General features: G+C 68.0%; 12 protein-coding genes, 1 tRNA gene and 2 pseudogenes. 7 read left to right on the top strand and 8 right to left on the bottom strand.

All coding sequences use genetic code 11. From position 1 onward, the window contains the following. The first annotated feature begins 144 nt into the window (after positions 1-144). A complete protein-coding gene (locus GRX66_RS03360) occupies positions 145-2,025 on the top strand; it encodes a BCCT family transporter (RefSeq protein WP_159525266.1) in 1,881 nt (626 codons plus the stop codon). A 32-nt stretch (positions 2,026-2,057) separates the two neighbouring features. On the opposite strand, the gene GRX66_RS20485 is transcribed toward GRX66_RS03360, so the two are convergent. The 4 genes and pseudogenes from GRX66_RS20485 to folP form a co-directional block, all read right to left on the bottom strand. Further along, entirely contained in the window at positions 2,058-3,032 is a 975-nt protein-coding gene (locus GRX66_RS20485) for an electron transfer flavoprotein subunit alpha/FixB family protein (protein WP_325063939.1), read from the bottom strand. After that, positions 3,029-3,790, bottom strand: a complete 762-nt coding sequence (locus GRX66_RS03370) for an electron transfer flavoprotein subunit beta/FixA family protein (protein WP_159525267.1) — start codon at positions 3,788-3,790, stop codon at positions 3,029-3,031. Before GRX66_RS03370 ends, GRX66_RS20485 begins: the two co-directional genes overlap by 4 nt. 148 nt (positions 3,791-3,938) lie before the next feature. Next, positions 3,939-6,548 (bottom strand): GcvT family protein, encoded by a 2,610-nt coding sequence (locus GRX66_RS03375; RefSeq protein ID WP_159525268.1) that lies wholly within the window; start codon positions 6,546-6,548, stop codon positions 3,939-3,941. A 182-nt stretch (positions 6,549-6,730) separates the two neighbouring features. Further along, positions 6,731-9,183: pseudogene (gene folP / locus GRX66_RS03380) on the bottom strand (dihydropteroate synthase). Positions 9,184-9,520: 337 nt separating this feature from the next. Between folP and GRX66_RS03385 the strand changes: the two are divergent. From GRX66_RS03385 to GRX66_RS03400, 4 genes are all read left to right on the top strand, one after another. Continuing rightward, on the top strand, positions 9,521-11,233 hold the full coding sequence (locus GRX66_RS03385) for a formate--tetrahydrofolate ligase (RefSeq protein ID WP_159525269.1): 1,713 nt from the start codon (positions 9,521-9,523) through the stop codon (positions 11,231-11,233). Between the two features lie 98 nt (positions 11,234-11,331). Continuing rightward, the gene (locus tag GRX66_RS03390; protein WP_201292903.1) at positions 11,332-12,720 is read left to right on the top strand and encodes an FAD-binding oxidoreductase; all 1,389 of its coding nucleotides are present in this window, start codon (positions 11,332-11,334) and stop codon (positions 12,718-12,720) included. Between the two features lie 536 nt (positions 12,721-13,256). Continuing rightward, the gene (fdhF, locus tag GRX66_RS03395) at positions 13,257-15,395 is read left to right on the top strand and encodes a formate dehydrogenase subunit alpha (RefSeq protein WP_159525270.1); all 2,139 of its coding nucleotides are present in this window, start codon (positions 13,257-13,259) and stop codon (positions 15,393-15,395) included. A gap of 282 nt (positions 15,396-15,677) precedes the next feature. Then, a complete protein-coding gene (locus GRX66_RS03400) occupies positions 15,678-17,114 on the top strand; it encodes a trimethylamine methyltransferase family protein (protein WP_159525271.1) in 1,437 nt (478 codons plus the stop codon). Between the two features lie 21 nt (positions 17,115-17,135). Here the strand turns inward: GRX66_RS03400 and GRX66_RS03405 are convergent, their stop codons facing one another. Continuing rightward, entirely contained in the window at positions 17,136-17,948 is an 813-nt protein-coding gene (locus GRX66_RS03405) for an RNA ligase family protein (protein WP_159525272.1), read from the bottom strand. A gap of 158 nt (positions 17,949-18,106) precedes the next feature. Here GRX66_RS03405 and GRX66_RS03410 point away from each other — a divergent pair, with 158 nt between their 5' ends. After that, on the top strand, positions 18,107-18,307 hold the full coding sequence (locus GRX66_RS03410) for a DUF7835 family putative zinc beta-ribbon protein (RefSeq protein WP_159525273.1): 201 nt from the start codon (positions 18,107-18,109) through the stop codon (positions 18,305-18,307). A gap of 82 nt (positions 18,308-18,389) precedes the next feature. On the opposite strand, the gene GRX66_RS03415 is transcribed toward GRX66_RS03410, so the two are convergent. The 3 genes from GRX66_RS03415 to GRX66_RS03425 form a co-directional block, all read right to left on the bottom strand. Then, positions 18,390-19,016, bottom strand: coding sequence for a class II aldolase/adducin family protein (locus GRX66_RS03415; RefSeq protein WP_159525274.1), 627 nt, complete (start codon positions 19,014-19,016; stop codon positions 18,390-18,392). Continuing rightward, positions 19,016-19,714 (bottom strand): HAD family hydrolase, encoded by a 699-nt coding sequence (locus GRX66_RS03420; protein WP_159525275.1) that lies wholly within the window; start codon positions 19,712-19,714, stop codon positions 19,016-19,018. The genes GRX66_RS03415 and GRX66_RS03420 overlap by 1 nt, the downstream gene beginning before the upstream one ends. 194 nt (positions 19,715-19,908) lie before the next feature. Further along, positions 19,909-19,983 (bottom strand) — tRNA-Glu (locus tag GRX66_RS03425). A 257-nt stretch (positions 19,984-20,240) separates the two neighbouring features. Between GRX66_RS03425 and GRX66_RS03430 the strand changes: the two are divergent. Continuing rightward, positions 20,241-20,422: pseudogene (locus GRX66_RS03430) on the top strand (inorganic phosphate transporter); the annotation flags it as partial.

A 20,422-nucleotide genomic window follows, 5' to 3' on the forward strand; every position in this document is an offset into this window, starting at 1 on the left:
GTAAAAACGTATCCGGGCGTTCGGCCCCTCACAGGTCGGTTTCCCGCCTTGACCTCGGGGAACGTCCGCCACAGTGACGCGTCGACGACGGTTGGCGGCACACGCGACGATACGTCTTTAATGTGTGAATTGAAAGCATACGGCATGGCAATCGAGGACAACCCAGTCGAGCGCTTGCTTCGCAGGGTGCTCGTTCCGATCTGCGTGTTCTCGGGAATCCTCGTCGTCACCGGGTTCTTCTTCCCGCAGTTCGTGGGTTCCGTCGTCTCCGGCCAGGGGTGGCTCGTCGTCTCGCTGCTGTTCTTCGGGACGGGGCTGTCCTACCTCGCGTTGCTCCCGGTGCGAACGGACGAACCGGACCCGTCCGCCCACGGGCGCACAGCGCGAAGCCTGCTCTACGTGCGCCACGGGAACCTGCGTCGGGTCCTCCGGCCGTTCGTCCGCCGGCAGGACCGGGTCACGTTCGGCGTCCCGGTCGTCGGTCTCGCGGCGTTCTTCCTGCTCCGGTTGCTCGCGCCGGACGTGACGGTCGGCGCCAGCAGCGCGGTGAAAGACCTCCTGCTCGTGGACCTCGGGTGGGTGTTCCTCGGTGCGGTCTTGCTCGGGGTCCTGTACTGCGTCTACCTCGTCGTCGGCCGGTGGGGGGACGTGACACTCGGCGGGCCGGACGCCGAACCCACGTACACGTACCCCACGTACTTCGCGCTGTTCTTCAGCGCCGGCATCGCCGCCGGCATCGTCTTCTGGGGGCCCGCAGAAGTGCTGTTCCACTACCAGAGCCCGCCGCCGTACTTCGGCGCGCCGGCGGAATCCGGAACCGCGGCCGTCGACGCGCTCACGTACGCGCTGTTCCACTGGGGCCTCTCGGCGTGGAGCCCCTACGTCCTCATCGGCCTCCCCATCGCGTACTTCGTCCACAACCGCGGCGCGCCGCTCCGCGTCTCGACGCTCTTGACGCCGTTCCTCGGCGTCGAGGGGCTGGAGTCGACGACGGCGAAGGTCGTCGACGTCCTCGCCATCTTCGCGACCATCGGCGGCGTGGGGACGTCCGTCGCGTTCGTCAGCCAGCAGTTCCTCACCGGCATCAACTACCAGTGGGACGTCACGTACGGCCTGCTCGGCCCAGTCCTGTTAGTCGCTGGCCTCACCGCCGTCTACGTCGTCGCCGCCGAATCGGGCGTCCACCGCGGCATCCGACGGATCGCGGGTGTCACGGTCAGCCTGTTCGTCCTCTTCGCCGTACTCCTGTTGGCGCTCGGCCCGCGGTCGTCGGTTCTCGACCTCGGCGGTGCGGCGCTCGGGCAGTACGCCGCGAACTTCGTTCCGATGAGCCTGTTCGTCGGCGGCCAGTGGGTCGCCGACTGGACGACCTGGAACTGGTCGTGGTGGTTCTCGTGGGCTCCGTTCGCTGGGTTGTTCCTCGCCGCGGTTTCGAAGGGGCGGACGGTCAGGACCGTCGTTCTGACGGCCGTCGGCGCGACGTCGCTGGCGACGATGGCGTGGTTCGTCGTCATGGGCGGAACGTCGCTCGCGGTTCAGCACGCGGGCAGCGCGGACGTGCTCGCCGTCATCGACGCGTACGGCGGGTCCGAGGCGGTCGCCGGCTTCCCGGTGTTCGCCGCACTCCCGATGAGTCAGCTGTTGATGTTCCTGTTCCTCGCGCTCATCGTCGTCTTCATCACCTCCTCCGCGGCGGTGTCGACGCTCGTCGTCTCGATTCTCGCGACCAAACCGGGCGCAGCCCCGACGACAGGCGGCATCGTCTTCTGGGGGCTGGTCCAGGGTGCCGTGGCGTCGGCCGTGCTCGTCGTTGGCGGCGGCCAGACGCTTCAGGACGTCGCCGTTCTCACGGGCGGGCCGTTCGTCGTCGTCTCACTCGTCGGCATCGTCGGCCTGGAGCGGACGTTCCGCCGCGAGGAACAGGGACTGCTGTCGCTCCCGCGAAAAGTACAGGCAGCGCTCCGAGCACGCGACATCACACTCGTGCCCGAGCGGCCCGACATTCGTGACGACGAGAAGAAGTGACCGAGGCCGCTGGCCGACTGCGGCGGCCGGGGTTACTGCGTCTCGCGGAGCGTCTCGTTCAACTCCGGAACGACGTCGTGGAGGTCGGCGATGACCGCGTAGTCGGCCTTCTGGATGATCGCTGCCTCCGGGTCCGTGTTGATGGCGAGGATGTTCTCCGCGCCCTTGCACCCGACCATGTGCTGGACGGCGCCGCTGATGCCACACGGGATGTAGAGCTTCGGGGATATCTTCGCGCCAGTCTGGCCGATCTGGTCGTCGTGGGGCCGCCAGCCCTCGTTGACGGCGGCGCGGGACGCGCCGACGGCGCCGCCGAGGAGGTCCGCGAGGTCCTCGAGCTGGTCGTAGCCGTCGGGTCCGCCGACGCCGCGACCGCCGCTGACCACGACGCGGGCTTCGCCCAGCGGGACGCCTTCCGCCTCGGACTCCTCGTAGCGGTCGACCTGCACGCGGAACACGTCGTCGTCCAGCGACGGCGAGAACGAGTGGACGGGCGGGTCGGCCGGTTCGGCCGCCGGTTCGATGCCAACTTCGTGCGCGGCGGACGTGAGGAATTTTGTGTCGCCGCCGAGGCGCGCCTCCTCGAGGAGCGTGCCGCCCCACCGTTGGCGCGTCACCTCGTACTCCTCGCCAGCGTCCACGTCGAGACAGTTGGCCGCAATCGAGACGCCGCGGCGCGCCGCGACGTGCGAGAGCACCTCGTGGCCCCGGTCCGAGCCCGGCGCGACGACGGCGCCAGCGTCGAGCTCGTTCGCGACCTGGTCGACGCTCTCCGCCCACGCTTCCGGCGCGTAGCTGTCGAGACGTTCGTGTTCGACGGCGTGCACCTCGCCGACGCCGTAGTCGCCGAGTTCGTCGGCAACCGCCGCTGCCTCGTCGCTGACGACGACCGCCGAGACCGACGAATCGGTCTGGCCCGCGATGTCGCGCGCCAGCGTGAGTGCCTCGAGTGAGGTCTCCGCGGGTACGCCCTCGTCGAGTTCCACGAGCGTGAGCACCACGGTCACAGCACCTCCAGGTCCTCGCGGAGTACTTCGACGACGTCGTCGACCGCGTCCGCGCTCTCGCCGAGTATCTCCGCCTCGCTGTCCTCCTGCTCGGGTGCGTCGAGGCGGATGCGCTCCAGCGTGTCAGCGCCCCTGTGCTCCGGTTGCACGCTCGGGACCTCCTGCTTCTGGGCCTCCATCTTCGACCGGACGGACGGATACCGTGGTTCGTTCAGTCCCTCCTTGACGGTGACGACCGCGGGGAGCTCCACCTCGTAGACCTCCTCGCCGCCCGACACCTCCCGTTTGGCGACGACGGTGTCGTCCTCCACGTCGAGGTTCTTGATGCCGGTCACGCACGGCAGTCCGAGCTGGTTCGCGACAGTGACGCCGACCTGGTAGTTGCCGGCGTCCGCGGACTCGTTCCCGAACAGGAGGACGTCGAAGTCCGCGTCGGCGTCCCGGACGTAGTCGGCGATGGCCGAGGCCGTATCGACCGGCCCCCACTCCTCGCCGTCCGTCTCGAGCAACACCGCGTCGTCGGCCTCCATCGCGAGCCCGGTCCGGAGTTGCTCGTCAGCCTCCTCCGACCCCAGCGTCAGCACTGTCGCGGTGCCCCCGTGGGCTTCGGTGAGCTGGACGGCCTCTTCGAGCGCGCACTCCTCGTGCGGGCTCATCGTGAACCCGAGCGTGCTCGTGTCGATACCCTGCTGGTCGTCTGTCAGTACGATCTTCGCACCGGTGTCCGGTACGCGCTTGACACAGGCTAGTGTATTCATTGCGGTCTGTCTCGTGTTGTATGGCTCTGGATTCGGTCTGGTGGCGTCTCGCGGTCAGTACTCGGGTCGCACGGGGGTCGCAGCTCGCAACCGAGGCCGCAGGTCGCGCCCGGAGCCCCGGGACGCGACCGGGGTCCGGGTCGCCGCCTCAGCTCCGGATGCGTTCGTTCTCCGGGTCGAACAGCGGCCGGCTCCCGGCGACCTCGACGGTGACCGGGTAGTGTTCGCCCATGTACTCCACCTGTAGCTGCTCGCCCTCCTCGGCGTGCTCCGGCGGGAGGTACGCCATCAGGAGGTGTTTCCCGACGCTCGCGCCGGTGCCGGCGCTCGTCACGTACGATTCGCGGCCTTCCTCGTCGACGATGACCTCGCCGTCCTGGTCCAGAATCGGTTCGTTGCCGAGCATGAACCGGCGCTCGCCGTCCTCGGACATGTGGTCGTCCACGGAGAGCGTGCACAGCGTCGCCGCGTTCTCCTCGTCGAGTGCCTGCGCGTAGGCCTCCTTGCCGACGAAGTCGGTGTCCTTGACGCCGTGGAACGTCAGCCCGGCTTCGGCCGGGTTGTACTCCAGTTCCAGTTCGTGGCCGAACAGCCGGTAGCCCTTCTCCATGCGGGCGGTCGTGCCGTAGACGCCCATTCCGGCGGGCCGGACGTCGTGCTTCTGGCCGGCCTCCCAGAGGGTGTCCCAGAGCCGCTGGCCCTGCTCCATGGGGGCGTAGATCTCCCAGCCGAGCTCGCCGACGTAGGAGATCCGCAGCGCCCACGCGTCCACCTCGCCGATGGTGATCTTCTGGGCCGTGTACGGCGGGAACGCCTCGTGAGACATGTCCTCTTCGGCGACGGAGTCCACGAGGTCCCGCGCGTTCGGCCCCCAGACGCCGAGCGTGCACAGCGAGGACGTCTGGTCGACCAGCTGCACGGAGCCGTCCTCCGGCAGGTGGTCGCGGAACCACGCCTTGTCGGAGCCACCCATGCCGCCGCCCGTGATGACACGGTAGCGGTTCTCGCCGATGCGGACGACGGACAGGTCGGAGACGAAGCCGCCGTTCTCCGCGAGAATCGGCGTGTACACCGACTTGCCGACGTCGACGTCCATCCGACCGACGGCCATGCGCTCGGCGTACTCGGTCGCGCCGGGGCCGACCAGGTCGAAGATGGTGAAGCCCATGTCGCCGACCATCGCGACGTTGTCGCGCATGTGGAGGTGTTCCGCGAGGATGATGGGCGACCACCACCGCGAGTCCCACTCGTTCGGTCGCGTGAGGTCGGCCAGTTCGGAGTTGTACTCGGTCAGCAGGTCGCGGTTGGATTCGAACCACTGCGGGCGTTCCCAGCCCGCCGCCTCGAAGAACCGCGCGTCGAGGTCGTCCTGCCGGTGGTAGAACGGGCTCGTCCGGAGCGGCCGCGACGTCTGCCACTGTTCGTGCGGGTGGACGATGCCGTAGATCTTCTGGAACCCCTCGGCGGAGCGGTTCTTCACGAACTCCCGGGAGTTACCGTACTCGTAGAATCGGTTGACGTCCGACGCGTGGATGTCGATGTCCGACCACCCTCGCGTGATCTGCTGGGCCAGCGCCTCGCCGATTGCTGGCGCTTCCTTGATCCAGATCGCGGCGGCCGACCACAGGCCGTCGACGTCCTGTAGCTGCCCGAGCAGCGGCCCGCCGTCCGGGGTCTGGGAGAGGAGGCCGTCGATCTCGTGGCGGACGCCCGCGTCGGGGTCGTCGAGGAGTTCCGGCACCATGTCGAGCGCGTCCGCCATCGACTGCTCGAAGGCGTCCTCGGTGAGCGGCGGCTGGGTCGGCGACAGCGGCGCTTCGTCGATCGAGGGGACGTCCTCGACGTCCCAGAGAATCGGGCGGTGCTGGTAGGACCCGACCTCGAGGTCGTTGCCGTGCTGGCGCTCGTACATCTGGGTGTCCATGTCGCGGACGACCGGGAAGGAGATCTCGCCCTCGTAGTCCTCGAAGAACGAGATCGGGCCGACGCTGACCATCTGGTGGACCGCGGGCGTGAGCGGAATCTCCACACCGGCCATCTGGGCGAGCTTCGGACTCCAGAGGCCCGCGGCGATGATGACCTCGTCGGCGTCGACTGTGCCCCGGTCGGTCTCGACGGACTGGATCTCGCCGCCCTCGACGTGGAGGTCCAGCACTTCCGTGTTCGGCGACACTGTGAGGCCGCCCGCCGACTCCTGGTCGACTGCGGCGGTCCCGCCGTCGGGTTCGACCTCGCTGACCTCGTCCGGATCCACTTCTCCGGACGCGATGGCGTCCGCTCGCGCACGCATCACTTCGCCAGCGCGCAGCGGGTCGCAGGTGCCGGCGCCGGGACTGTGGAAGCCGGCCTTGATGAGGTCCGTGTTGACGTACGGAACCATCTCCTCGACTTCCTCCGGCGTCAGTAGTTCGCCCGGCTCCCCCCAGGCTTTCGCGGACTGCACGCGGCGCTTGAGTTCCTCGACGCGCTCCTCGGTGCGGGCCACCTCGATACCGCCGCTGTTCGTGAACGTGTCGAACTCCTTGTACTGCTCGATGCTCCGCCGCGTCAGGTGCGTCATCTCCTTCGAGTGCTCGACGGGCATCAGGAAGTTCGACGCGTGCCCCGTCGAGCCGCCGGGGTCCGGCAGCGGCCCCTTGTCGATGAGGACCATGTCCTCCCGGCCGTACCGCGCGAGGTGGTACGCGAGGCTGTTCCCCACGATTCCGGCCCCGAGAATGACCGTCTCGGCCGTCTCGGGGAGGTCCCTGGAACTCATCGCCGACCCCCAGGTGGTCGCCCGGTTCGACTGTCGGCGCGCGTCGTCCGTGCCACGTACCCGGTGTCCGCGCTATCAGTTACCAATCTCATACCTGTGTTCGCAATCGAACCCGGTTCGACATTAAAAGCCCGCCTGCTCCCGCGTTTCGGGGCTCGAGACGCCCAATCCTCCACAAGGTATCACTCGTCTGCTACGTCGTGTTTCGACGCCGCGGTCGTCTGGTCGGCGGTCGCGACAGCCGCGACGTTCTCGGCGACGTCGTGGACGCGAACGACGTCAGCGCCGCGCTCGGCGGCAGCGCGGTCGCCGCGATGGTGGGTGCGGCCCGCTCGCCGGGCCCACACCCGACGCGCTCGAACATCGACTTGTGGGAGTGCCCGACCAGCACCGGTGTTCCAAGCGCCCGGAACTCGCCGAGCCTGTCGAGCAGTTCGAAGCTCTCCACGGCGCGCTTCCCGAACCCGAGTCCGGGGTCGACGACGACGCGCGACCGGTCGATTCCCGCGCGCTCGGCGAGCAGGAGCCGTTCGGACAGCGCCTCGAAGACGTCGTCGACGACGTCGCCGTAGGCGTGACTTCGACCGGGGTCGACCGGTGCGGACAGGCTGTGCATCACCACGACGGGGACGTTCCAGTCGGCGACCACGCGGCGCATCCGCGCGTCGGTGAGCCCCGTGACGTCGTTGACAACGTCGGCGCCCGCCTCGAGAGCCGCCTCCGCGACGTCCGGTTTGCGGGTGTCAACCGAGACCGCGACATCGGCGTCCGCGAGTTGCTCGACGACCGGTACGACGCGCTCGCGTTCGGTGACGACCGAGACCGGGTCGGCGCCCGGTCGCGTCGACTCGCCCCCGACGTCTATGATGTCCGCCCCTGCGGCGACCATCTCCTCGGCCCGTGACGTGGCGTCGGCCGCGTCCACGTACGCTCCGCCGTCGTGGAAGCTGTCCGGGGTCACGTTCAACACGCCCATCACGGCGGTTCCGTCGCTCCACGGGTAGTCGCCGGATGCGTCGTCGGTCGGGCTGATAGCGTCTTCCAGTTGGGCTGCGAAGTGCTGCGCGTCGTCGCCCCAGCCGCGAAGCCGGTCGAGCAGCCGGCGGAACTGCGAGAGCGTCCCAGACAGGACCACGTCGGCGTCCCTGTCGGCGGCCGCGACGCCGGAAACGCCCCCCGTCCCGCCGATTTCCAGCATCGCCTCCGTCAGATCGGCTGCCCGCTCCGGGCGGGCGCGAAATCGGACCGTGCGGCTGACGAAGTCGTCGTCGCGGTCGGCTCTGGCGGCCGCTGGGACGTCGGCGCTCCGCAGCGTCGCTCGCGCACGCGATACCGTGGTGGAATCGACGACCCGGGGGATTCGCGTCCACCGAGTCCTGGCCTCCCCGACGACGTACAGGGACCCGGTAATCAGGACGCAGTCCGTTGGAGCCGCCGAGTCGAGCGCCCGGTCGACTGCGTCCAGGACCGACCCGGCCCGGTCGATCGCTGCGGTAGTTTCGCGGTCGAAGGTGGCGGCGAGCACGTCGGTCCCCTGGGCCCGGTCGACCCCCGGCCGCGCCAGGTGGACCCGGTCCGCGTCGGGGAGCGCGCGACACATCGCCGCGTGGTCCTTGTCGCGCATCGCACCGAAGACCAGGTGGAGGTCGTCGTAGTCGAAGCGTCCGAGCGTGTCAGTCAGGGTTTCGCACGCGGCGGGGTTGTGCGCGCCGTCGAGGACGACCAGCGGCGAGTCGTCCATCACCTCGAAGCGTCCCGCGACGCTCGCACTCCTGACGCCGGCCGCGACGTCGGAGTCTGTCACGTCGAGGCCGGTTCTCGCGGCGACCTGTCGGGCGAGCGTCGCGGCGATGCCGGCGTTGACCGCCTGATGTCGGCCCAGCAGCGGCGACTCCGTCTCGACGCTCCAGTCCGGGCCCGTCAGCGAGACGGCCGAAACCGCTATCGAGACCTGTTCGCCCTCGCTCGCGACGACGTCGCCGTCATCGGTGCCCACGGTAGTCACGTTCGTCTCCTCGCGGATGGTCCCCAGCGCGGTTCCCGTCGCGCCGGTCACCAGCGGCCCGTCGGTCGGCGCGACCTGCGCCTTGTCGCGGGCGATCTCCTCGACGGTCGCCCCGATGATGTCGGTGTGTTCGAGGCTGACGTTCGTGACGGCGCTCGCGACGGGGTCGACGACGCTCGTCGCGTCGTATCGGCCACCGATTCCCACTTCGAGGACGGCGACGTCGACGTCCTCGCGGTCGAAGTGCCAGAGCGCGAGCGCGGTCACCACTTCGAAGAAGGTCGGCTCGTCTCCCCGCACGGAGTGGTCGACGATCGACGACCAGTGTTCGTCGACGAACGTCGCGACTTCGCGTTTTGGGATTTTCTGCCCGCGTACCCGGACGCGCTCGCGGAGGTCGTTGAGGTCCGGCGAGGTGTAGAGGCCGACGTCTGCGCCGGCTTCCCGGAGAATGTCTGCGAGCACGCGAGCAGTGCTCCCCTTGCCGTTCGAGCCCGCGACCTGCACGGCCGTCAGGTCCTCGTGGGGGTTCCCGAGGTCGCCCAGCAGCGAGGCAGTCGTCTCCGTGCCGAGTTTCGGGCGGCTGTGTCGCAGCCGCTCGAGCGCGTTCGCCGCCTCGTGGTATTCCATGGCACGGGATTCACACCGCCCAGATTAAAAGCTCCAGTCGGCGGACGGTTCGCGGCCACGCAACCACAACAATTCATCCAGCAAACAAGTAGTGCCGGGCTGGGATACCGACGAGCAGGCCGCAAAGATCACGAGACAGACTGAGGCGGGCACCACTGTTCGAGTGACGCCAGCAATCCGCCTGGAGGGACCGGTCGGCAGTGACGGCTCGGAGTTGACCGACGCGTCGCGAGCACGACCGCATCAAACCGTGCGAGACACCCACAACCAATTCGTTCCCAGATACTGATACGTATGGCAGTATTTGATAACGCCGACACCGGAACGCCTCAATACGATGCCATCAGACAGCGATTCCGGGATGCCGACCGACTACGAGATCGCACAGTCCGTCGAGAAAGACCACATCGCAGACGTCGTCGAACCGTTCGGCCTCGACGGCGACGACCTGGAGCTCTTCGGGGAACACAAGGCGAAACTCAAACTCGACGCCATCGAGCGCACGCTCGAGGAAAGCGAAGACGACGGGAAACTCGTCCTCGTAACCGGGATGACGCCGACGCCGCTGGGCGAGGGCAAGACGGTAACGACCGTCGGCCTCGGGCAAGCGTTCAACCAGATCGGCAAGGACGCACTCATCGCGATCCGCGAACCGTCACTCGGGCCCGTGTTCGGGGTCAAGGGCGGCGCCGCGGGCGGCGGCTACTCGCAGGTGCTCCCCATGGAGGACATCAACCTCCACTTCACCGGGGACCTCCACGCGCTCACGTCCGCGCACAACCTCATCTCGACGATGCTGGACAACCACATCAAACAGGGCAACGACCTCGACATCGCGGTCAACTGGACCAAGTGGCCGCGCGCGATCGACATGAACGACCGCGTGCTCCGCGAGACCGTCATCGGCCTCGGCGGGGAAGTCACCGGCATCCCCCGAGAGGACGGCTTCATCCTGACTGCGGCGTCCGAGCTGATGGCGGTGCTGTGTCTCGCGGACGGCCTCGAGGACCTCAAGAACCGCGTCGCCCGCATCATCGTCGCCTACGACGAGGACGGGAACGCCGTCACCGTCGACGACATCGACGCCACGGGCGCCGTCACGATTCTGCTGCGGGACGCGCTCCAGCCGAACGTCGTCCAGACCACGGAAGGGACGCCCGCTTTCGTCCACGGCGGTCCGTTCGCGAACATCGCACACGGCACCAACTCCCTGATTGCCGACGAAGTCGCCTCGAACCTCTCGGAGTATCTGGTCACCGAAGCGGGCTTCGGTTCGGACCTGGGCGCCGAGAAGTTCATGAACATCGTCTGCCGGTTCGGCGACATGGAACCCGACGCCGTGACGCTCGTGGCGTCGGTCCGCGCGCTCAAGTACCACGGACAGGACATGTGGCCGCCGGACGTCGACGCGCTCGAGGAGGAGGACGTCGACGCGGTGAAACGCGGGTTCGAGAACCTCGACAAGCACGTCAGGAACCTCCAGAAGTTCGGCGTGCCCGTCGTCGTCTCCGTCAATCGCTTCCCCCAGGACACCGACGCGGAAGTCGAAACGGTCATCGAGCACTGCGAGTCGGACCTGGGCATCCAGGCGGCCGAATCGAACGTCTTCAGCGACGGCGGCGAGGGCGGCGTGGAACTCGCGGAGGAACTCGTGGAGGCCGCGGAGTCCGACTCGCAGTTCGAGCCGCTGTACGACACCGACCAGCCGATCACGGACAAGATCGAGACGATTGCGACCGAGATCTACGGCGCGGACGGCGTCGAGTACCACGGCAGCGCCGAGGAGGACATCGAACGCCTCACTGACCTCGGATTCGACGACATGCCGATCTGCATGTCGAAGACGTTCCACTCACTCAGCGACGACGCCAGCCGCAAGGGCGCGCCGGAGGACTGGACGCTCGAAGTGACCGAAGTGTACCCGTCGACCGGTGCCGGGTTCCTCGTCGCGCTCACGGGCGACGTCCTCACGCTCCCCGGACTACCCGAGGAGCCGGCCGCGGCCGGCATGGACATCGACCCGGACGGCACCATCTCCGGGCTGTTCTAAGTCCGAGCCACCACCCTCGCAGGCGGACGCGGGAACGAGAACCCGGCGAACGACCACCTGACCCCCGACCCACCACCGCTCTCACGGAGGCCGACCACGTGACTGACGACACGGACGCTGGCGACCCGCTCGAAGCTCTCGACACCCGGACTCGTGGGCGCGTGCTCGAACCCGGTGACTCCGGATACGACGACGCCCGCAGTGTGTGGAACGCGCGAATCGACCGCTATCCGAGCGCAGTGCTGGCGTGTTCGGGCACCGCAGACGTCCTGGCCGGGGTCGAGGTCGCTCGCGAGCACGGACTGGAACTCTCCGTCAAGAGCGGCGGACACCACGTTTCCGGCAGCGCGGTCTGCGATGACGGCATCGTCCTCGACCTCGGTCCGATGGACTGGGTCCGCGTGGACCCCGAGGCGCAAACGGCGTGGGTCGGCCCCGGTGCGACGTGGGGAGACGTCGACCACGAGACGGCGGCGTTCGGCCTCGCCGTGCCGGGCGGCCAGGACCCAAACATCGGCGTCTCCGGCCTGACGCTGGGCGGCGGCGTCGGCTGGCTCAGCCGCACCCACGGACTCACCAGCGACAACCTCCTCTCGGCCGACGTCGTCACGGCCGACGCCGAACTGGTCCACGCCAGTTCCGACGAACACGCGGACCTGTTCTGGGCGCTCCGTGGCGGCGGCGGCAGTTTCGGCGTCGTCACCGGCTTCGAGTTCCGCTTGCACGAGGTCGACGAGGTGTTCGCGGGGTCCCTGATATATCCGATGGCGGACGCGCGCGCCGTCGCTCGCCGCTACGAGTCGTTCGTGGCCGACGCGCCACGCGAGGTGCGAGTGCTGTTCGGCAGCATGGTGTTACCGGCGTCCCCGGTCTTCCCGGAGGAGGTACGCGACAGCCGGGTCGCCATCCTGATCGCGTGCTACGCTGGACCACCTGCGGAGGCGAACCGCGTCCTCGAGCCGCTTCGCTCGTTCGGTGACCCGCTGCTGGACAGCATGCGTCCGCGCTCGTACGTGGCGTTCCAGGGTGCGGGGGAGAGCCGCGGTCGCATGCGAACGCACCTCCGGAGTCACTACCTCCCGGAGCTACCGGTGGACGCCATCGACACCATCGCCGACCACGCGGCTGCCGCCCCGTCGGCAGGAGCGACCGTGTTCCTCTCGCCGCGTGGCGGGGCGGAGACGGCGCCGGAGGCGGACGCGACCGCGTACCCCCACCGGGACGCCGCACACCACCTCCTCGTCGAGGCTCGGTGGGACAGTCCCGATGCGGACGACCGACACGTCGAGTGGGTCGACCGGTTGCACGAAGCCGTCCAGCCGTACGCGACCGGCGACGCGGCGATGAACTTCCTCAGCGAGGACGAGCCCGAACGCCGCGTCCGGGCGGCCTACGGCGGCAACTACGAGCGGCTCGTCGAGGTCAAGCGGACGTGGGACCCGGAGAATCTGTTCACCGCGAGCCACCTCGTGGACCCGAGCGGCTGACCGACGGACTACAACCGAGACGTCGGCTTGGAGTGACCGGGGCTACGTCGAATGGGACGCCCGCGTCGAGTGAATCCGGGGCCGAAGGGGCCAGTTCGCAAGTGTTCTGGGAGACGCTGCGGCCTGCACTCGCCATCCACAACGTACCAGCATCGGTATGATACTTGGTGCGGACGGGCGAGAACGTCGACGAGCAGAGACACGTGAACGATGGCGAGTGTAACCACGTGACGGCGGCGAGTGAGTGAGGTCAGGTGGTTGGCGTGCGCACGACATCGCCCGAAACGGCTGCCGAACGGGGCTCGACGAATCGTACTCGACCGCGTACAGCGTTGAACGGCCCGTTGCACTCCGAGTGCTGTCGTGGCGACCGAGCGAACGGACTCTTCACAGCAGTGTTCCCCAGTCGTCGGGAGCGTAGTCGCCCACCCAAGCGGCGGCCTCGAGCACTGTCGCGGAAAGATTCATACTCGTGGCATCGCCACATCAACACAAGAGATTGCCAAATGATCACAGTTCAACGGACCCACTGACCCATGTCGAGTGACGAACAGCAACCGGTCGAAACCATCTGTCCGTACTGCGGCGTCGGCTGCGGCATCAAGGTACAGCCGGGCGAGGCGCCCGAAGACATGCGGTTCATGCCCTGGGGCGACGCACCCGTCAACGAGGGGCGAGTCTGCATCAAGGGCGGCGCCGCGACGGAAGTCGTCGGCCACGAAGACCGCCTCACCGAACCGCTGATCAGAGAAGACGGGGAGTTCCGGGAGGCCACCTGGGAGGAGGCGCTCACCCGCGTCGTCGACGAGCTCTCGCGCATCCGGGAGGAGCACGACCCGGACGCGATGGGCTTCTTCGGGTCGTCGAAGACGATGAACGAGGAGAACTACCTCCTCCAGAAGCTCGCGCGCCGCTACGGCACCAACAACGTCGACAACTGCACCCGCATGTGCCACGCGTCCACCGTCTGGGCGCTGCGCACCAGCCTCGGTGCCGGTGCCATGACCAACAGCATGGCCGACCTGGAGGAAGCGGCGGACGTGCTCTGGATCCAGGGCGCCAACCCCGGCGAACAACACCCCATCGCCAACAGCCAGTACTTCCGACAGGCAGTCCTGGAGGGCGCGACGGTCATCCAGGTCGACCCGCACGCGAACAAGACCACGCGGTCGTTCGAAATCGAGGAGACCGACCGCCACATGCACCTCCAGCTCGAGCCCGGGACCGACATCCCGCTGCTGAACATCGTCATCAAGACGATTCTCGACCGCCACGACGAGAACCCCGACGAGGGCTGGATCGACGAGACGTTCATCGAGGAGCGGACCGAGGGCTTCGAGGACCTGCGGGAGACCCTCGAGGGCTTCGACAAGGAAGCGGCGGCCGAGGAGTGCGGCGTCCCCCTGGAGGACATCGAGCGAGCCGCCGAGAAGTACGCGATGGGGAACAACTCCGCCATCTTCACCGGGATGGGGATGAGCCAGCACACCTGCGGGGTCGACAACGTTCAGAACGAGATCAACCTCGCGCTCATCACCGGGAACCTCGGGAAGCCGGGCACGGGCGTCAACCCGCTGCGCGGCCAGAACAACGTCCAGGGGACGAGTGACGTCGGCGCGATGCCGAACGTCCTCCCGGGCTACCAGCTCGTCGACGACGACGAAGCCAGGGAGAGCGTTGAGGACGTCTGGGGCTTCGAAGTCCCGGACGAACCGGGACTGACGAACGTCGAAATATCCCGGGCCGCCGGGGACACCGTCCAGGGGCTGTACATCATGGGCGAGAACCCCGTCATGTCGGAACCGGACGGCAACCACGTCGAAGAGCGCCTCGACGACCTCGAGTTCGTGGTCGTCCAGGACATCTTCCTGACGGAGACCGCGGACTACGCGGACGTCGTGTTGCCCGCGACGACGTGGGCGGAGCGGGGCGGGACCGTCACGAACACCGACCGCCGCGTCCAGCGCATGCGGCCCGTCGAGAAGGTCCACGAGAACACCAGACACGACCTCGACATCCTCACGGAAGTCGGCACGCGACTGTTCGGCGAGGACGCCGGGTTCGACTTCGACGACCCCGAGGAGGTCTTCGAGGAACTCCGGGAAGTCTGCCCCATCTACCACGGAATGACCTACGACACCCTCGGGACCGAGGGCATCCAGTGGCCGTGCTACGAACCGGGCGACGAGGGCGACCAGTTCCTCTACGAGAACTCCTTCGACACGGACAACGGGCTCGGCCAGATCGAGGGCGTGCGACACCAGGAGCCCAAGGAGACGCCCGACGAGGAGTACCCGCTGATACTCACGACCGCGCGCCTCGAAGAGCACTACAACACTGGCACGATGAGTCGGCGTTCGCCGACGCTGAACCGCCAGCACCCCGAGAACTTCGTCGACATCCACCCGAAGGACGCCGAGCGATACGGCATCGACGACGGCGACGAGGTGACGGTGACCTCTCGGCGCGGCGAAATCACCGTCGAGGCGCACGTCACTGAGGACATCAAGGAGGGCGTCATCTGGACGACGCCGCACTTCGCGGACGCGTCAGCGAACCGCCTCACGAACGACGTGCTCGACGAGCGTGCGAAGATTCCCGAGTACAAGGCCGCCGCTGCCGAGATATCGGTGGACGTCGAGCGGGCCGACGGCGACGCCCCGGCGGACGACTGAGGCGGCCTCGACCACTGCCAGCATCCCACGTTCCCTTTCGAATTCCTGCGACAGGGGGTCGCGTCTCTGGACGCCGTCACGGACCACTTCGACAGGTGCCGGTTCCGCGCCGCGAACCACGACGCGACAGGAGACTGATTGGTCATGGAGCGCCACGCGACCGAGTACTGCGTTCGTTGGATGCGGCCACCGGCGGGGCGAACCCGGGGACAGCGACAAGGCGGATTCGAGAACGCCCCGCACGCGGGAATCCTTATGTGCGGCTGCCGGAAACGGGTGGGCGTGGCGGATTTCAACACGGCCTCGACTGCCGTGCCGACCCTCGAGTGGCTCGACAGCGACGGCGTCGACGCCGTCAACGACGCCTCGATGCGCATCATCGAAGAACTCGGCATCCAGCTGGGCCACGAGCCGGCTCGCGCCCTCGTCAGCGCGAACGGCGGCACGGTCGACGAGGACGGCGTCGCGACGCTCCCTCGCGAGGTCGTCGTGGACGCCGTCGACCGCGCTCCGTCGTCGTTCACACTGCACGCCCGGAACCCGGACCACGACGTTACCGTGGGCGGGGACAGCCCGCCCGTCCGAGCCCCGAGTTACGGCCCGTCGACAGTGCGCACCTTCGACGACGGACGGCGGGACGCGACCCTGGCGGACTACGAGACGCTGGTGAAACTCGCGCACGCCGAGGACGTCATCACGTGCTCCGGGTACAACCTCTGTGAACCGACGGACGTCGACCAGCGGGACCGACACCTCAGAATGCTCGAACGGTCGCTGACGCTCTCGGACAAGCCGGTCATGGGGCCGACCCACGGCCGCGAGCGCGCCGAAGCGTGCATGGACATGGTCGGCATCGCGATGGACGACCCAGACCTCTCACGGCCGCTCGTGGCCGGACTCATCAACACAGTCCCCCCGCGGCGCATCGACGCCGAGATGCTCGGGGGCCTGCTGACGTACGCCGAGCACGGCCAGCCGCTGGTCGTCTCGTCGTTCACGATGGCCGGTGCGTCCGGACCCCCGTCGCTGGGCGCGTCGCTGGCCCAGGCCAACGCCGAGAACCTGGTCGCCATCGCGCTCGCCCAGTTCGTCAATCCCGGGACGCCCGTGGTGTACGGCGTCCCCTCGGCGATGGTCGACGACCGGTACGGGTCGCTGTCCATCGGCAGTCCCGAATCGGCGCTGTTCGCCGCGTTCGCCGGCCAGATGGCGCGACGCTACGGCCTTCCGTCGCGAGGGGGCGGTTCGCTCTCGGACGCGAAGACCGTCGACTACCAGAGCGGGTTCGAGTCGACGCTCGTCGGCGCGGCGACGGCGTTCAGCGGGGTCGACTTCGCCCTCAACGCGGCTGGCGTCCTGGAGTCGTACTCGGCGGTCTCCCCGGAGAAGTTCGTCCTCGACTGCGAGGCGTTGCGCTCCCTGGACTACCTCCGGACCGGGGTTCCGGTCGACAGCGAAACCATCTCCCTCGAGCGGATTGCGGATACGGACCCGGCGGGGCACTTTCTCGACGACGCGCGGTCAGCCGGCCGGCCGTCGTACCAGTCCGCGGTACTGGACAAACAGTCACACGACGCCTGGGCCGACGACGGCGAGCGGTCCGCGTTCGAACTGGGACGCGAACGCGTCCGGTGCCTCCTCGAGGACTACGAGGCACCGCCGATGGACGACAGGACCGCGCGCGCTATCGAGGAGTACGTCGTGGACCACGCGGCGTGAACCCACGCGAGCCTTCGCGAGTTACTGGTCGTTCAGCAGTCGGCGCGTCCGTTCGCCCACAGCAGACCGGAGCGCGTCCAGATCCACCGTCGCTTCGGGACCGAGGAGGCGTGCGTACTCCTCGCGAGCGACGAGTTCGAGGACGCGCTCCGCTACGGCATCACTCCCGCCCGACGTGACGCGCTCGCTGGCCCGTTCGACGCGGTCGGCAGTGACCAGGTCCGCAGCGACCTCGGCGGGGTCGTCCTCGAACGGGGGTACGGTTCGCCGCTCGTCGGGCGCAGCGCGGAGTTTCGCGCGGTCGCCCGTCTTGTTCCTGACGAGGACGCCGGCGGCCTGACCGTCGCGCCACGCCGATTCCGGCAGGTCGTAGCTATCGGGGTCGAAGTCGGCGCCGCGGAGTTCCTTCCGCACAGCGTTCAGCGACGCCAGACCGAGCCGGTCGTAGAGTCGGTCGACGGCGTCCGGCGGGAGGAACCGGTCGTCGCCGGCGTCGAAGACGTCGAACCCGAGGAACGGCGGGAGGCGCGCCCAGTCGTAGTCCAGCGTTCGCTTCCGCGTCGCGACACCGTAGAAAACCGCCGACTCGACGTCGTCGAGGGCGGCCCGCAGGACCTCGCGGTCGAACCGGTCGCGGACGTGCCTGACGGCGCACCGATACCCGAGCGGCGGCTCGTCGAAGACGCGCTCGTCGTCGCCGAACACGAGCAACCCGGACGACTCCAGTTGCACCCGGAGCGGGGCGCCCTCGACCCACTCCTGGAGCCAGAGGTGGCCGTCGAGCAGGCCGGCCGGTGCGTCGGCGACGTCAGGAATCTGCGGGAACGCGCGCATCACGTCGCGGTTACCCCCAGGACGGGGTAAGCGTTCCCCTGCCGCCCGGTACCGGCGAGGAGAACGCATCCGAGCGCGATCCGAACGCGGAGCGACCTAACCTCTTAGGCACACAGCCGAAGGAGGTGGGAGTCTACCGTCAAAGTAGGTCGGGTCCGATGGCGAGTAAAAACCTACATTCCGATAGCATCGTCGAAGACTGCTCCGAGTGCGGCCGGGAGCAGCCACACGAGGTGTCAATCGACATCCTCACCGAGAGCGACGACCAGAAGAACGCCGAGTTCTCCCGCGAGCCGTACCGGGTTTCGGAGTGCCGGGCGTGCGGTGCGACGACGAAAACCCGGATGAACAACGCGTAACGATGGCCGCGATTCGGACGCCCGGATTGTGCCGCGGTGGTCGACGGCAACCGCGTGCCGAACGGCGTGGTCAGCGGACCGGCTACTGTCCGTAGGACTGGAACTTCTCCTCGACTGTCGCCAGCGCTTCAGCTGGAAGCTCGTCTGGTTCGCCGTGCTGTCGGGCCTGCAGGTACACGCGACAGAGGTTCTCGACGACGAACGTGTTCTCGACAGCCGACGCCAGGTCGTCGCCCGTAACGACCAGGCCGTGATGTCCGAGGATGCACGCGTCCGAGTCGGCGTCCGCCATCTCGGACACGACCAGCTCCGCGAGTTCGTCCGTCCCGTAGGCCGCGTAGTCCGCGACCGGGACGCGGCGCCCCACGGCCGTGATCATGTAGTGAATCGGCGGGAGTTCCTCGCCGAGCACCGCCAGCGTCGTCGCCCACGTGGAATGCGTGTGCACGATTGCGCCCGCGTCGAGGCGCCGGTAGATGCCAGTGTGCATCGGCACCTCGCTGGTCGGCTTCATGTCTCCTGCCACAACGTCCCCGTCCAGCGTCACCACGGGGACGTCCGCCGGGTCGAAGCCGTCGTAGGGCACCCCCGTCGGCGTCGCCGCGAACCGGTCGCCCTTCCGGACGCTCAGGTTCCCCGTGCGGCCCGGGGTCAGCTCCGCCAGCGACGGTGCGTGGTCGACGACTGCGACGCGTTCGCGAGCGAGCATTACAGTACCACCTCCGATACCTCGCCGATGGCATCAATCTGGTGGTCGGGCTGTCGATTCCCGGCTTCGCCGTCGGTTTCCCCGTTGAACAGCACCGTCGTCAGACCGACGGCGTTCGCGCCTTCGACGTCCGTTTCGACGTCGTTGCCCACCATCACGGTCTCGCTGGGCCGTCTGTCGAGTTGCGCCAGCGGCAGGGTGAACATCACGCTACTCGGCTTCTCGCTGCCGGTCTCCTCGGAGGTCAACACCAGGTCGACGCACTCGTCGAGGCCCAGGCGGTCGATCTTCTTCAGCTGGATGCGCGTCGTCAGGTTGCTCACGATAGCGACGTCCACGCCCGCAGCCTGTAGCTCCCGGAGCGTCTCGCGGACGCCGTCGAACAACGCCATCTCCTCGACGTACGTCCCCCAGTACGCCTCCCCGAGCGCGAGTGCGTGTTTCGCGCGGTGCGTCCCCGTGTGGAATTCCAGCGCGCGCTTGAAGTAGAGGAACCGCTCGTGGGCGGACGCCGTCCCCGCGAGTTCGCGCTTCACCTCCCGCCGCCCCGCCGCGTACAGGTCGTCGAACTCGCCCCGCGACAGGTCGTAGCCCAGCTCGCGGGCTTCCCGCCACGCCGCCTCCTTCCCGGCCTCGTTGCACTCCGGGTACGAGTACAGCGTGTCGTCCAGGTCGAAGAACACCGCCTCGTAGCTCATACCTCCGCGTTCTCCGGTCAGGGTGTTAGCACTCACGGTCTGGTCAGTAACGTAGCTGGCGTGGGCTGCGGCTGGGAACTCGTTCGTACAGGAGTTCCAATTCCGAAATTGGTCCGGAAACGAGCGACTGCCGCAACAACACGGGTAAACGGGTGGCGACACGCGCGTCGCTACGCGGTCCGGTAGCAGAGAAATGCTCGGTCAGGGATTTGAACCCTGGTCGTCGGCTCGAAAGGCCAACATGATTGGCCGGACTACACCAACCGAGCGTTCGCATTCGAAGCGAGCGGCCGCTTACTTATAAATCTCTCCAATCTAGTCGGGAGTGTCGGCGCGTAGCACGGACCGCACGGGCCTCACGTTGTGCGGTTCCCGGGGGGAAATCGACGCCCGCCTCTGCTCCCAGCGCTGTGGTCTCGGCTCGATTCTGACCTGCGCGATTCGGAGCAGTCACGCGAACGTTTATTCGCCTCCCGTTGGTTCAAACTGACATGCGCGCCAAGCCGAGCAACGAGGGTCGGTAAGCGTGGCGGGACCCGTCTTCTGGACGCTGGTCGTGCTGGCGACGCTCACGAGTCTCGTGACGGCGTGGGCGCTCGGCGCGAACAGCAACTCGCCGCCGTTCGCGCCCGCGATCGGCGCCAACGCCATCTCCACGATGCGGGCGGCGTTCCTCATCGGCATCCTCGCCGCGCTCGCGCACTCACG

This window comes from Halobacterium bonnevillei (genome assembly GCF_009831555.1).
GTDB classification, from domain to species: domain Archaea; phylum Halobacteriota; class Halobacteria; order Halobacteriales; family Halobacteriaceae; genus Halobacterium; species Halobacterium bonnevillei.